The following is a 14019-nucleotide window of genomic DNA, read 5'->3' on the forward strand; positions in this document are numbered from 1 at the left end:
TATTAATCCTTATCCCATAATGTTCGTGTATCAAAACTCTCGGTTGCTAGCATTGTTGAAATAACAACAATAGTAAAAGCCACAGCAGCTAATCCTGCTGTAATATTTGATAAATTTCCAAATTGAACCATTACTATCATTAAAGCAACAACAAAGATATCAAGCATTGACCACTTACCTATAAATTTTATAATCCTATAATATTTTGTAGCATTTTTAGCTAATGATATTTTATTATACTTAGTTATATACAAAAGATATAATAAAACTACTAATTTAAATATTGGTACAGCAATACTAGCGACAAAGATAACAAAAGCTATTAAATAAGATTTTGTTTGAAAAAAGTAAACAATACCATCAAAAATTGTATTTGCTTCAACAACACCTAAAGTAGTAACTTCCATCATTGGTAAAATATTTGCTGGAAACAAAAAAATAATTGCTACAATAGTAAAACTAAATGTTTTAACTAACGAATATTCATCCCTTTGTTTTAATTTACTCTTACATTTTCTACAAACTTTTTCTTTTACCTTTGAAACACTATTACAATGTTTACACAAAACTAAGCCTAAGTCTTTATCACTTTTGTATTTCATTTTCATTCCAAACATCATAAGGATTAAATAATGCCATAGTCAAAGACATCATCAGTAAAAAACATAAAAAGAAATAAAAACCCATACCTATATCTAAAGTTGCCATTTTTTGAAGTTTAATAATTGCTACTACAATACTAATCATATATATTTCACCCATCTGCCACTCTAAAAGATGTTCGTAAAACTTCAATGGTTTGGAAACATATTTAGCACTTTTACCTAATTTTAAAGGAATTAAAATAGACATAATTAATATTAACATACAAAGAGGAACTATTATTCCAATAAAAGTAATCAATATAGAAACAGCGGTATATCCATTTTTAAAAAATATTAATAGAGTCTCTACTAAAGTTGTAGTCTGCTTCAAATCTAATATTTCAAGACTTAATAGAGGTAAAAAGATTGCTGGTATAAAAAGAATTATTGAAGTTATTGCAAAAAGTAATACTGTTAAGTAATCTTGTCCATACTTATAAATCAAAGCATTACATCTTGGACAATGAAATTGATGATTGTAATCTAATTGTGGTTTATTTAAAACAAGACCACAATCTTTACAAATAGTTATTTTCTCTAACTCTTCGGACAATGTATTTCCTTTTTTTCTTAAAGGTATATTATAGTATATTATTAATAATTAAAATATCAAAGGTAAAAGATATGAAATTAAAAAAACTATTTATATTTAGCTTAACGATTATTACTTTAGTTGTTTTTTCTGCTTGTAGCGATAAAAAAGAAGAACAAAAACTTCCCCTTGAAGAAAAAAAAGTTAAGGTTGATGTTCATACTATAAAAAAACAGACTTATCCTATTTGGGTAAATTTTTCTGGAAAAACAGAAGCATTTAAAGATGTATCTATTACGTCAAGAGTTACAGGTGAATTAAAAAATAGATATTTTGAAGCTGGAGACCAAGTAAAAAAAGATCAACTTCTATTTAAAATAGATGATATCAAATATAAAAATATTGTTGAGCAAAAAGAGGCTTCATTACAAAAAGATAAAGCAAGTTTAAATCTGGCTATTGCAAATGTAAAAAGATATTCTCCTTTAGTAGAAAAAGGTCTTGCTCCAAAAGAGAAACTTGACCAATTAATTGCTGAACAAAAACAGTTAAAAGCTGTAGTTGATGCAGATATTGCAACTTTAAAACAAGCAAAACTTGATGTTGAATATACAGAGATAAAAGCTACGATTGATGGAGTTATTGGAAAACCTTTAGTTGATATTGGAAATATGATAAATGCTTCTTCTACAGAGTTAGCAAAAGTTGTTCAATCAAACCCTTTATATACAAATTTTAATCCTAGTACAGATGAAGTTTCATTAATCAAAAAATATAAATCTGAAGAGAAACCAAAGGTTGAAGTTATTCAGTCTCAAAATGAATACAACACTGTAAAAACAACTGGTTATGTAGATTTTATTGATAGTGTTACAAATGAAACTACAGGAACAGTTGCTATGAGAGCTATAATTAATAATGATGATAATCTTCTACTTCCAGGAACTTTTGTAGAGATTAATCTATTTATTACTGATCAAATTCCTGTAATTGCTATTAGTCCTAATAATTTAGGTCAAAACCAATTAGGACCTTATGTTCTAGTTGTAAATGCTGAAAATAAAATAGAGACAAGACAATTAAAATTAAATTATAGTAATAATGACTTAGTAATTATCTCTGAAGGTTTACAAGAAGGAGATAAAGTTGTTGTAAGTGATATTACTAAACTTAGAAACAGTATGAGTGTAGAGGCTACCCAAGTAGCAAACCCAATTAAATTTTAGGAGAATTTTATGTTCTCAATATTTTTTATAGACCGTCCTATTTTTGCAAAAGTTATCTCAATCTTTATTATGATTGTAGGACTTATTGCACTTTATTTATTACCTGTTGCACAGTTTCCACAAATAACACCACCTACTATACAAGTTAGTGCAACTTTTACAGGTGGAAGTGCACAAGTAGTTGAAAGTTCTGTTACAACTCCTATAGAAGAGCAGTTAAATGGTATTGAAGGTATGATTTATATGGATTCAACTTCCTCTTCAGATGGAAACTCTACTATAAATTTATACTTTGAATCAGGCTATGATTTAGATGTAGCTGCAATTGATGTACAAAATAGAGTTGCTCTTGCTACACCAATTTTACCAGATAGTGTAAAACAAAGGGGAGTTACAACAAAGAAAAAGTCAACTTCAATGGTTCAAATTCTTACAATAGAATCAAACGATCCAAGCCATGACGCTCTATTTTTATCAAACTTTGCAAGTATTAATATTTCAGAAGAATTAAAAAGAATTGATGGAGTGGGAGATGTTCAAAACTTAGGAGAAAGAAAATACTCTATGAGAATTTGGATGAATCCTGATAAATTATCAAGTTTAAACCTTGGTATTAATGAAGTTATTGCCGCAATTAAAGAACAAAATACAGAAGCAGCTTTAGGTTCTATTGGTTCAAGTCCAAATAGCTCTTCAAATAAATTTCAATACACTCTTACTTCAAAAACAAAACTTGAATCAGCACAAGAGTTTGAAGACATCATAGTAAGACATAATAATGATGGAAGTAAAGTAAGAATTAAAGATATAGCAAGGGTTGAATTAGGAGCAGAAAACTATAGCTGGTCTGCAAAACTAAACAATAAACCTACTGCATTGTTAGGTATTTATCAATTACCTGGAGCAAATGCTTTAGATGTAGCAAAACAAGTTGGAGAAAAGATAGAACAACTAAAACAAAGATTTCCTGAAGGCGTAGTAGTAAAACCAACTTATGATACTACAAAATTCGTAGAGATTTCTATTAAAGAGGTTATTGTTACACTATTTGAAGCTTTACTTCTTGTTTTACTTGTAGTTTACTTCTTCTTACAATCATTTAGAACAACAATTATTCCAGCAATTGCTATTCCTGTATCTTTAATAGGTACTTTTGCCCTACTTCTAGCTATGGATTTTTCAATTAATACCTTAACTTTATTTGGTCTAATCTTAGCAATTGGTATTGTTGTTGATGATGCTATTATTGTAGTTGAAAATGTTGAATCAAACTTAGAAAAAAATCCTGACTTAAGTGTAAAAGAGGCTACAAAAACAGCTATGAAAGAGGTTTTTGCACCTGTTATTTCTACAACCTTAGTACTTCTTGCCGTATTTGTTCCTGTAACTTTTATTCCAGGAATTTCAGGAGCTTTATATCAACAATTTGCAACAACAATTGCTTTTGCAGTAATTATCTCTTCTATTAATGCACTTACACTTTCACCTGCTCTTTGTGCAACACTTTTAAAAAGAAAACAAAAAAACTCACAAGAAGATAAAAAAAATATTATCTTTGAGAAATTTGATAATGCCTTAGAGAGTTTTAAAGTAATCTATAAAAAAATCTTAGAAAAGATTATAAAGTACTGGCAAGTTGCAGCATTTGTATATATTATTTTATTAGGATTAACATATTTTGCTTTTAAAACTTTACCAACTGGATTTATTCCAAATGAAGACCAAGGAACACTTGTAGCTTCAGTTGCTTTACAAGCAGGAACAACTTTAAATAAAACAGAAGATACAGCAAATAAAGTAGTTGAATTAATGAAAGAGACAAAAGGGGTAAAAGATGTTATCTCTGTTTCAGGATTCAATCTAATTAGTGGAGCTTTAGACTCATCTAATGCAACAATATTCTTAGTTTTAGAGGATTGGGAAAAAAGAACTACAAAAGAGACTTCTGTTGATTCTATTACAAATATAATAAATAAAAAAGCTAGTGAGCAAATTGAAAATGCTACTATTCAAGTATTTAATATGCCTTCAATTCCAGGAATTTCAGCAGTTGGAGGTTTTGAAGTAAAACTTCAAAATCTTCAATCAATGAATATTAAAGAGTTTGAACAAAGAGCACATGATTTTATACAAAAATTAAATGAAGAAAAATCTATTATGATGGCATATACTAGTTTTAATAGTAACTATCCTCAATACTATATTGATATAAATAGAGATAAAGTTGCTTCTTTAGAATTAAAACTAAATGATGTTTTCTCTGTACTTCAAACCTACCTTGGTTCTTTATATGTAAATGATTTTAATAAATATGGAAAAACATATAGAGTTTTTATTCAAGCTGACCAAAACTTTAGAGAAGAAAAGAACTCAATAAATAACTTCTTTGTAAAAAATTCTAAAGGAGATATTGTTCCTTTAAGTGCTATTGTTGAGATTAAAAGAACAAGTGGAGTTAGTACAATTACTCACTTTAATTCATACCAAAGTATTGCAATAAATGGAGTTCATAATATCAAAGATGGCTATAGTTCAGGAGATGCAATTAAAGCAATTGAAAAAGTTGCAAAAGAGACTTTAGGAAGTGAAGTAGGATATGAGTTTGCAGGTATGAGCTTACAAGAAAAAGAAGCAGGAAATGCAGCAATGTATATCTTCTTATTATCGATTTTAATGGTATTTTTATTCCTTTCAGCACAATATGAATCATGGATGATGCCTTTAATGATTATGCTTCCTATTCCAACAGTTATGTTTGGAGCTTTAGGCGCTAATATGATGGCAGGACTTTTAAATAATACTTATACTCAAATAGGACTTGTACTTCTTATTGGTATGAGTTCAAAAAATGCTATTTTAATTGTAGAGTTTGCAAAAGAGTTAAGAGATAAAGGACAAACTATAGTTGATGCAGCAATAAATGCCTCTCTTCTTAGACTTAGAGCTATTTTAATGACTATTTTCTCATTTTTACTTGGTATTTTACCTCTTGTTTTTGCAAGTGGTGCAGGAGCTGTATCAAGACAATCTTTAGGTACTGCTGTATTTGGAGGGATGATTATGTCTACATTTTTAACTCTACTATTAACCCCTGTACTTTTTGTAGTTTTACAAAGATTAAGAGAAGCAAGAAAGGAGAAAACAGATGTTCAATAAAAAATTCTTAATTACAAGCTTTTGTTGTTTTTTTCTAGTATCAGCAAATGCAAAAGAGTTATCTTTAGAGGAGCTAATAGATATTGCTTTAAATAATAATACAAATATTCAAATAACTAAAAATCAAAAAGATGTAAGTGAACAAAAACTTAGGCAAGCTAAAGCTTTATATCTTCCTCAAGTTACTTCTGTAGCAAATACAGGAGAGTATGATATTAAACAAAATGGAATAAAAGAAGATGGTACTGTAAATAGTGTAACCCTTAGTGCAAATCAACTTATTTATGATTTCGGTAAAACAACAAGTGCTATTAAAGCTTCAAGTTATAATGTTGAAGCTTCAAGTAATGATGTTACTTCTACAGTACAAGAGATAGTATTAGCAGTAAAAAAAGCATATTTTGAGATTTTAAATAAATACCAACAAATAATTGTGGCAAAAGAGGCTGTTAAGCTTGATGAATTACAACTCTCTCAAGCAGAAGAGTACTTTAAAGCAGGTATTAGAACTCAAATAGATATTACAAATGCCCAACTTCAATTATCAAACTCAAATTTAAAACTTATTCAAGCTCAATATGATTTAAAAAGAGCAAAAACAAATCTTATCTCTATCTTAGGAAAAAATATAAGTGAAGATTTAAGTGTTCAAGTAGATAAAGGAAATATTAACTCTCTTGCAAAAAATGCTACTTTAAATTATCAAGATACTAATAATCTAATTGGAATTGCGCTAAAAAATAGAGCTGAAATAAAAAAATATGATTCATTGATTAATGCAAATAAACAAAATCTTAAAAATGCAACTTATCAATATTTACCAACTATTGATGTGAGTGCTTCTTATAATGAACAAGATTCTGATGATATTACTTCTTTAGATTCAAATCAAACTGCTGTTTTATTAAATCTAAAATGGGATATTTTTACAGGCTTTTCAAGGGATGCAAATAGAAAAATTGCCCTTTCAAATCTTAGCTCTTCATATAAACAAAAAGAGCAACAAGAATTAGCAATAATCGAAGCAGTGACAAATGCTCATCTAAATACAAAACAAAGCTTTGAAACTATAAAGATTAGCTTACTTAGTTTAGATTTAGCTACAAGAAACTTAGATTTAGCACAACAAAGATATAAAGCAGGTTTAAATGATTTACTTGAATTAAATGATGCTAAATTAGAGTATACACAAGCAAAATCAAACCTTGTAAACACCTATTATGCTCATTTAGTAAATAGTGCAAACTTAGAGTATAGTTTAGGAATTATAAAATGAAAAAACTTTTATTATTACCTCTTTTTTGTTTACTTTTAAATGCTCAAGATAAAGAAGAGCTTTTAAAGCAAGCACAAGAATATGAAAAAAAACAAGACTATAAAAATGCAATGCTTATTTATAAAAAAATTGCAGAAAATAAAACAATAGAGTTTCCAAAAGAAGAAGCTATTGCAATAGTTGAAAAACCAGAGATTAAACCAATAAAGAAGAATCTTAATACAATTGAAGATAAAGAGACAAAATCTACAATTGAGCAAATTTTAGAATCATCTTTTGATATTTATCCTTATCAAGAAAACTACTTCTTTCCTATCTCATATGATACAAAATCAAGAGATGATAGAAAAAGAAATGAAACAAAATTTCAATTAAGTATAAAAAAACCAATCATTCATGACTTCTTTGGTCTTGATGAAACTTTCTATTTTGGTTATACCCAAACTTCATGGTGGCAGTTATACCATGATTCATCTCCTTTTAGAGAGACAAATTATAAACCTGAAGTTTTTGTAACTATTCCATATGGGAAAAAAGACAAAACAGCCTTAAAAGCTTTTAAAGCAGGTTTTTTACATGAATCAAATGGACAAAGTGAAGAGAAGTCAAGGTCATGGAATAGAATCTATTTAGAAAGCTTTTTTCAATATGAAAACTTATTTATAGTCCCTAGAGTTTGGTATAGAATAAAAGAGGATAAAAATAGCGATGATAACCATGATATTCAAGACTATTTAGGTTATGGGGATGTAACTTTTGTTTATCCATATAAAGAGCATACTTTTAAACTTCTATTTAGAAATAATTTAAAATCAAATAATAATAGAAGCTATGGACAACTTGATTGGACTTTCCCATTTTTTGGTTCAAAAAACACTTTTGGACATATTCAACTTTCAAGTGGTTATGGAGATAGTTTAATTGATTATAATGAAGATATTACAAGAATAAATTTTGGTATCTCTTTATCAAGATAGGAAAAGAATGTTAACTATTAAAAACTTAGACCATTTTGTTTTAACAGTAAAGGATATAGCTAAAACAGTAGAGTTTTATACAAATGTTTTAGGTATGGAAAAAGAGATTTTCAAAGAGTCAAGAGTTGCTTTAAAATATGGTAACTCTAAAATAAACTTACATCAGTTAGGAAAAGAGTTTGAACCAAAAGCTTTTAATGTAAAAGAAGGAAGTGCAGACTTATGTTTTATTATAAATTGCTCTTTAGAAGAAGCAAAAAAACATATCAATAGTTTTGGAATAGAACTTGAATATGATATTGTAAAAAGAACCGGAGCTTTAGGAGAGATTGAATCTATTTACATAAGAGACCCAGATAAAAATCTAATAGAGCTTTCAAACTATCAAAAAGGATAAAGATATGGATTTATTAAATATTTTAGCCTTTTCCTCAGCTATGTTTTTGTTAGCTATAACACCAGGTCCTGGTGTATTTGCAACTATATCAAGAGGTTTGGCTAGTGGTTTTTCTCATGCTGCGATTTTAGTTGCAGGCTTAGTTCTTGGGGATATTATCTTCTTATTACTTGCTATTTATGGTTTAAATGCCATTGCCTCAATTTTAGGAGAACTTTTTGTTCTTGTTAAATATCTAGGTGGAGCATATTTAATCTATTTAGGATATAAAATCCTAACTTCAAAGGAAGAAAAAACTAATGTAGATGCAGTAAAAGAATTATCTTGGAAAAAAAACTTTATGACAGGACTAATAATAACTCTAGCTAATCCTAAAGTTATTCTCTTTTATCTTGGTTTTTTACCTACATTTATGAATTTACAAACCTTGACTCTTAGTGATATTTTTATTGTTTGTTTACTTGTTATACTTGTACTTGGCTCAGTAATGCTAACTTATGCTTATAGTGCAAGTGGAGCAAAAAAGTTATTCAAAAGTAAAAAAGCAAAAAGAAAAATGAATCTTGCAGCCGGTTCTGTTATGATAACTGCAGGAGGAGCATTAATAATAAAAGCTTGATTTATAAGCTTTTATTACTTTTATTCTTTCTTTTTTCATTTATTTTATCAAGTAGACTACTTGTAAAAATACTTCCTGGAATTGCATAAAAAGCAATCCCTAAAACACTAACTATTGTTGTTAATATTCTTCCTACAGTAGTTATAGGATACATATCACCATAGCCTACAGTTGTAAAAGTTGTAATAGACCACCATAAAGTACTTGACATACTTGTAAAAACATCAGGTTGAGCTTTTGATTCCACAAAATATACTAAAGGAGTTAGTGTAAAAAGTAAAATAAATAAAACTACAACTATGTATAATAGTTCTTCTTTCTTTTCTTTTATTATTTCAATAATCATTTTATCAAAATCATTAAACTTGGCAAGTCTAAAAAGTTTAAAAATTCTAAGTATTCTTAGACCTCTTAAGAAACCTAAATCTATATTTAAAAAAGATAAATAAAAAGGAATAAGAACTATTAAATCAATAATCATTAATGGTGTAAACATATATTTTAATTTATTATTACTTTTTGAATAAATCCTTAAAAGATACTCAATAGTAAATAGAAAAATATTAATAGTATTAATCATTTTAAATATATCAAAATACTCTACTAACTCTTTTTCTGTTTCTAAAAACATTACAACTATACTTACTAGAATATTTAAGTATATAAAAAACTGTACAAAGTACCCATACCTATGTTTAGAAGGATTTTCAAATATTAAATTAAGTTGTGTAGAAAAACTCATTTTATAGCCTTAGAAAAAATATTAAAATTATTATATAATAATAAATATATACCTTTTCAATAACTATGACTGTTTATAAAACTATTTTGATAAAGTTCACTTTTGTAATACTTTTCTATTGTTTTCCATAAACCACATAAAAGCAAACATTAGTCCAGGTGTTTTTGCTTTTGTTTCATCATAAATTTCTCCACCTTTATGATTTTTCATACTATCATCTATTTTTGCATAATAAAGATATTGACAATCTCCACTAACTCCAACATTAGTATAAAATCTCTTTTAAATGTACATATCTGACAATAAATTGTATAAATCAGTTATTGTTTAATATTAATTTTTAATATAAGATTTTAATGTTATTTAAAGAAATAGTAAAATCAGTTTAGTTTTTAAAGGAGAAAAAATGAAAACTAATAAATTAATCAGTAATGTAAAACATAGTTTACTTGCCATATCTACACTTGGTGTATTACTAGGTACTACAACAAATGTTTTAGCTGAAGATTTTGATAAATCTGCCGCTGATGCTTTATATATTGAAAATTGTGCATCTTGTCATGGAGCTGATAGAGGTGGATTTATTGGCCCTAAATTAACAATTGAAAAGTATGATATGATGCCAATATCTGGTTTAGAAGCAATGATTGCTGAAGGAACAGCAAATACACTGATGCCTTCATGGAAACATAGATTAAATAAACAGCAAATTAATACACTTGCAAAACTAATCAAAAACTACCCACAAGAAAATTTAAAATGGGATAAAAGAGATATTCAGCACTCTTTAATTGTTAATATAGCGGATGAAGCTAAATTACCTAAAAAACCATTTAAAGAAATTGGTGAAATCAATGACTTAATGGCTGTAGTTAGTAGAGGAACATACTCTAATGGTAAAGATTCAAAAGTTGTTTTCTTTAATAAAAAGAATGAAATAGTTGGTGAAATTATTACAAGAGATGCCCCACATGTAGTTAACTTTGATCCAAAAAATAGAAGATGGGCTTATATTAAAACTGATGGAGGTAGAGTATTTAAAGTTGATTTATACTCAATGCAAGTGGTAAGAAGTGTAAAAGTTGGTTACACAGGTCCGTCTTTAGCAGTTTCATATGATGGTAAATATATCGCTGCTGGCTCTTTCGTTCCAAATACTGCAGTTATTTTAGATTCTAAAACACTTATGCCTGTAAAATATTTAGAACTTGAAGGCATGGATCTTGATGGCAAATATGTTGAGTCAGATTCTGGAAGTATCACAGCAACCCCATATAATAATCATATTGCCTTTGCATTAGAACAATCTGGTCAAGTTTGGTTAGTTGATGCAAGTAAAGAATCTTTACCTATCAAAAAGATTAAAAATGTAGGAAGACATCTTCATGATGCAATGTTAACTCCAGATGGGAAGAAGATGATAATTGCTTCATATGATGACAATAAACTTGCTGTTATTGATTTTGAGAAAAAAACAAAAATTAAAGACATAAAAGCTGGTTGTCAACCACATACAGGTTCAGGAGCTATTACGAAGATTGGTTCAAGACTTGTTGGTTTTGGTACAAATATTGGAAGTGGGCCTTCTTGTGATAAATCAGTTGTTACCGCATTTGATGCAAAAACCTTTGAAGTAATTAAACAAATAAAGGTATCAGGAGCTACAGAGTCACCTGCTGCTCACCCAAAAGCTCCTTATGTAGCTGTTGATATTGTTAGTAATAAAGGAAAAGATGATGGAAGAATTGAATTTATTGATAAGAAAACTTTAGAAGTTGTAAAAACTATTGATATAGGTGGACATTCACACTTCCCTGAGTATACATCTGATGGTAAATATCTATATGTCAGTTCTGGATATCAAGGAAACAAACTTGTAATTATAGATTCAAAAACACTTAAAACTGTTAAAACTGTAGATATGGAAGTGCCAGCTGGTATTTTCTCTGCTGCTAGACCTGATAATGTAGTTGTTGGTAATTAATATTCATACAATATATTCTTTCTGTCTTAAACGATACTACCCTTTGGTAGTATCGTTTTTTTATTAAGGTTAATCATGATAAGGGCAAATAAACTTATTACAGAAGATATTGATGTTTTATTGAGAAACATAGCATTCCCTGCGGCAACTGGACTTTTATTTAATATTTTATATCACATTGTAGATACGTTTTATGTAAGTAGAATATCTACTCACACTCTCTCATCTCTTTCTTTTAGTTCAATGCTTTTGTTTTTTATTTTAGCAATAAATTTTGGTTTCAGCATTGCAACCAGAGTTCATATTGGATTTTGTATTGGAAAGAGAAAAAATAAACTAAAAAGTGTTTTTATTCAAAATAGCATTTTTTTAGTATTTTCTTTAGCCTTTTTTTTAAGTTTATTCATTTATATCTTTTTAGAAGATATTTTTATACTTATGAATGCAAAAGAAGAATCAATAATTTTTGCAATTAATTATATGCAAATTATGTTATTTAGTATTATTCCAATGTTTTTAAGTTTAAATATAAATGCCATTCTAGCTGCACATGGAGATACCAAAAGCTATAGAAATATTTTAGCAATAGGATTGATCTTAAATATAATTTTAACTCCTATTTTTATATATGGATTTACTTTTATTCCTAGTTTAGGGTTTTCTGGAGTTGCATTTTCAACTTCGTTAATTTACTATATTATTTTTATTTATATGTTAAAAAAGTTACTTGATAAAAAACTAATAAATTGCTCTAATATATTTAAATTTAAACCATCAAAAAAGCCAATAATAAAGCTATTACAACAAGCATATCCATCAAGCTTAAATATGATTATTATGTCTTTTGGAAATATACTTTTAATCTACTTTATTTCTTACTATGGATATAAGGCAGTTGCAGCTTTTGGAATAGGATATAGAATTGAACAATTAATACTTTTACCAATACTTGGAATCAATGTTGCTATTACCATTCTTGTATCAAGTAGCCTTGCAGCCAAAAAGATCAATCGTATAAAAGAGATATTTTATAAAGCGATTAAATATACTTTAACATTTAGTATCATTGGTATTGCGATTTTAACTCTTTTAGGAGAGTATATACTTCTACTTTTTGATAAAGATAGTAGTGTAATAAATATGGCTTATGAGTATATAATTTATAAATCATTAGCTTTAATAGGGACATCATTAATATTTGTTTGCATTGCAATGTTACAAGGTTTGAAAAAACCAAAAATCATTCCTACAGTAAACTTCCTTAGACAAATCATCATATCTCCTATAGTTTTCTATATGATTATTTCTATTCTAAATTTAGATATTACAAAAATCTGGATAAGTATCCTTATGATCACTTATTTAACTGCATTATTTTTAATTTATTATTTAAAAAACCAATTAAATAAACTAAAAAATTAGGTGTATATAATTTACACAAAAAAGAACTTTACCTTCTTGAAGATTAGGGAAAATATTTTTTTTCCCATTTTTCTTCACTATCTGTAAAATATTCTAATCTAACCTTTTTAAACTCTCTTGACGAATATAAGGGCATATAAGATTTTGCTTTTACTTCTTTATTTATTTCATCAATTACAGCTTGTGTATCTTCGTTTGTTTTTCCGTGAATCATTGTAAATAAACTATATGGCCAATTTTTATATCTAGGTCTTAAGTAACAATGACTTACTGCAGTAAAAGTAGATGCAAGTTTACCAGCCTCCATTGAATCTTTATCTTTTAACTCCCAAACTACCATTGCATTTGCATTAAATCCTGCATTTCTATGATATAAAATTGCAGAAAATCTTCGCATGATACCACTTTTTTTCAAGTCATCAATTATTTCAAATAGTTTAGTATAAGAGATTTTATACTTTTCTATAATCTTTTTAAAAGGTTCTGAAACAATATCTAAATCATATTGTAAATCTTTTATCAAAGTATAATGTAATGGTGTTATTTCAACGTCTATCCTTTTATGTTTTTTAACAAATTCTTTCTTCTTTTCTTTACCTGTTGTATCTAGTTTTACAGCAATTTTGAACATCTCTAGTGTTGGTAATACTATATACTCTTTAGCTCTTGTAAGTTCAGCTAATTTTTTAACTGTATTTTCAAGTCCTAATTTACTACTTGGAGAGACAGCAACAGTAAACCAAATATTAAAAGAATGATCTCTTTCATAATTATGAGAAACTCCAGGATGAGCATTAATTATTGATGTTGATTTTTCAATATTTGATTCATCTATTTTAAATGCAACTAAAGATGATTTGTATCCTAAACTTTTTGTATCAAAGATTGCAGAAATTTGTCTAATCATCTTTTTATCTTTTTGCTCTTTTATTATTGAAATAACTTCATCTTCACTTATACCAATTTTTTTTCCTATATTTTCAAATGGCTTCTTAACCATTGGAAAATCTTTTTGAATAATATATAAAATTTCATCTATCATTA

The 14019-nt window shown here is 27.6% G+C and carries 12 protein-coding genes; 8 read left to right on the forward strand and 4 right to left on the reverse strand.

What is annotated here, in order from left to right:
* Window positions 1-2: 2 nt before the first annotated feature.
* Both ABIV_RS08540 and ABIV_RS08545 read right to left on the reverse strand, forming a co-directional pair.
* The gene (locus ABIV_RS08540; RefSeq protein ID WP_162917995.1) at window positions 3-602 is read right to left on the reverse strand and encodes a paraquat-inducible protein A; all 600 of its coding nucleotides are present in this window, start codon (window positions 600-602) and stop codon (window positions 3-5) included.
* Window positions 586-1197 (reverse strand): paraquat-inducible protein A, encoded by a 612-nt coding sequence (locus tag ABIV_RS08545; RefSeq protein WP_162917996.1) that lies wholly within the window; start codon window positions 1195-1197, stop codon window positions 586-588. Before ABIV_RS08545 ends, ABIV_RS08540 begins: the two co-directional genes overlap by 17 nt.
* 71 nt (window positions 1198-1268) lie before the next feature.
* Between ABIV_RS08545 and ABIV_RS08550 the strand changes: the two genes are divergently transcribed.
* The 6 genes from ABIV_RS08550 to ABIV_RS08575 are packed head-to-tail and all read left to right on the forward strand — an operon-like array spanning window position 1269 to window position 8827.
* Entirely contained in the window at window positions 1269-2402 is a 1134-nt protein-coding gene (locus ABIV_RS08550) for an efflux RND transporter periplasmic adaptor subunit (protein ID WP_162917997.1), read from the forward strand.
* A 9-nt stretch (window positions 2403-2411) separates the two neighbouring features.
* The gene (locus ABIV_RS08555) at window positions 2412-5558 is read left to right on the forward strand and encodes an efflux RND transporter permease subunit (RefSeq protein WP_114839483.1); all 3147 of its coding nucleotides are present in this window, start codon (window positions 2412-2414) and stop codon (window positions 5556-5558) included.
* A complete protein-coding gene (locus tag ABIV_RS08560; protein WP_114839484.1) occupies window positions 5548-6834 on the forward strand; it encodes a TolC family protein in 1287 nt (428 codons plus the stop codon). The genes ABIV_RS08555 and ABIV_RS08560 overlap by 11 nt, the downstream gene beginning before the upstream one ends.
* Window positions 6831-7811: a phospholipase A gene (locus tag ABIV_RS08565; protein ID WP_114839485.1), complete on the forward strand. Its 981-nt coding sequence runs from the start codon at window positions 6831-6833 to the stop codon at window positions 7809-7811. Before ABIV_RS08560 ends, ABIV_RS08565 begins: the two co-directional genes overlap by 4 nt.
* A gap of 7 nt (window positions 7812-7818) precedes the next feature.
* The gene (locus ABIV_RS08570; RefSeq protein WP_114839486.1) at window positions 7819-8208 is read left to right on the forward strand and encodes a VOC family protein; all 390 of its coding nucleotides are present in this window, start codon (window positions 7819-7821) and stop codon (window positions 8206-8208) included.
* A gap of 4 nt (window positions 8209-8212) precedes the next feature.
* Window positions 8213-8827, forward strand: a complete 615-nt coding sequence (locus ABIV_RS08575; RefSeq protein ID WP_114839487.1) for a LysE family translocator — start codon at window positions 8213-8215, stop codon at window positions 8825-8827.
* Between the two features lies 1 nt (window position 8828).
* Here the strand turns inward: ABIV_RS08575 and ABIV_RS08580 are convergent, their stop codons facing one another.
* Window positions 8829-9569, reverse strand: coding sequence for an ion transporter (locus ABIV_RS08580; protein ID WP_114839488.1), 741 nt, complete (start codon window positions 9567-9569; stop codon window positions 8829-8831).
* Between the two features lie 406 nt (window positions 9570-9975).
* On the opposite strand from ABIV_RS08580, the gene ABIV_RS08590 reads away from it, so the two are divergent.
* Together ABIV_RS08590 and ABIV_RS08595 are read left to right on the forward strand one after the other, a co-directional pair.
* Window positions 9976-11553, forward strand: coding sequence for a cytochrome D1 domain-containing protein (locus tag ABIV_RS08590; protein WP_114839489.1), 1578 nt, complete (start codon window positions 9976-9978; stop codon window positions 11551-11553).
* Between the two features lie 75 nt (window positions 11554-11628).
* Window positions 11629-12975, forward strand: coding sequence for an MATE family efflux transporter (locus ABIV_RS08595; protein ID WP_114839490.1), 1347 nt, complete (start codon window positions 11629-11631; stop codon window positions 12973-12975).
* 43 nt (window positions 12976-13018) lie between these two features.
* Here the strand turns inward: ABIV_RS08595 and ahbA are convergent, their stop codons facing one another.
* On the reverse strand, window positions 13019-14017 hold the full coding sequence (ahbA, locus tag ABIV_RS08600; RefSeq protein ID WP_114839491.1) for a siroheme decarboxylase subunit alpha: 999 nt from the start codon (window positions 14015-14017) through the stop codon (window positions 13019-13021).
* Window positions 14018-14019 lie beyond the last annotated feature (2 nt).

The sequence above is a fragment of the Halarcobacter bivalviorum genome, assembly GCF_003346815.1.
GTDB classification, from domain to species: Bacteria; Campylobacterota; Campylobacteria; order Campylobacterales; family Arcobacteraceae; genus Halarcobacter; species Halarcobacter bivalviorum.

What these genes read in the sequence shown, in the direction of transcription:
- ABIV_RS08540 (WP_162917995.1), bottom strand. Translation starts at nt 602, where the DNA reads ATGAAATACAAAAGTGATAAAGACTTAGGCTTAGTTTTGTGTAAACAT.
- ABIV_RS08550 (WP_162917997.1), top strand. Translation starts at nt 1,269, where the DNA reads ATGAAATTAAAAAAACTATTTATATTTAGCTTAACGATTATTACTTTA.
- ABIV_RS08555 (WP_114839483.1), top strand. Translation starts at nt 2,412, where the DNA reads ATGTTCTCAATATTTTTTATAGACCGTCCTATTTTTGCAAAAGTTATC.
- ABIV_RS08560 (WP_114839484.1), top strand. Translation starts at nt 5,548, where the DNA reads ATGTTCAATAAAAAATTCTTAATTACAAGCTTTTGTTGTTTTTTTCTA.
- ABIV_RS08565 (WP_114839485.1), top strand. Translation starts at nt 6,831, where the DNA reads ATGAAAAAACTTTTATTATTACCTCTTTTTTGTTTACTTTTAAATGCT.
- ABIV_RS08570 (WP_114839486.1), top strand. Translation starts at nt 7,819, where the DNA reads ATGTTAACTATTAAAAACTTAGACCATTTTGTTTTAACAGTAAAGGAT.
- ABIV_RS08575 (WP_114839487.1), top strand. Translation starts at nt 8,213, where the DNA reads ATGGATTTATTAAATATTTTAGCCTTTTCCTCAGCTATGTTTTTGTTA.
- ABIV_RS08580 (WP_114839488.1), bottom strand. Translation starts at nt 9,569, where the DNA reads ATGAGTTTTTCTACACAACTTAATTTAATATTTGAAAATCCTTCTAAA.
- ABIV_RS08590 (WP_114839489.1), top strand. Translation starts at nt 9,976, where the DNA reads ATGAAAACTAATAAATTAATCAGTAATGTAAAACATAGTTTACTTGCC.
- ABIV_RS08595 (WP_114839490.1), top strand. Translation starts at nt 11,629, where the DNA reads ATGATAAGGGCAAATAAACTTATTACAGAAGATATTGATGTTTTATTG.
- ahbA (WP_114839491.1), bottom strand. Translation starts at nt 14,017, where the DNA reads ATGATAGATGAAATTTTATATATTATTCAAAAAGATTTTCCAATGGTT.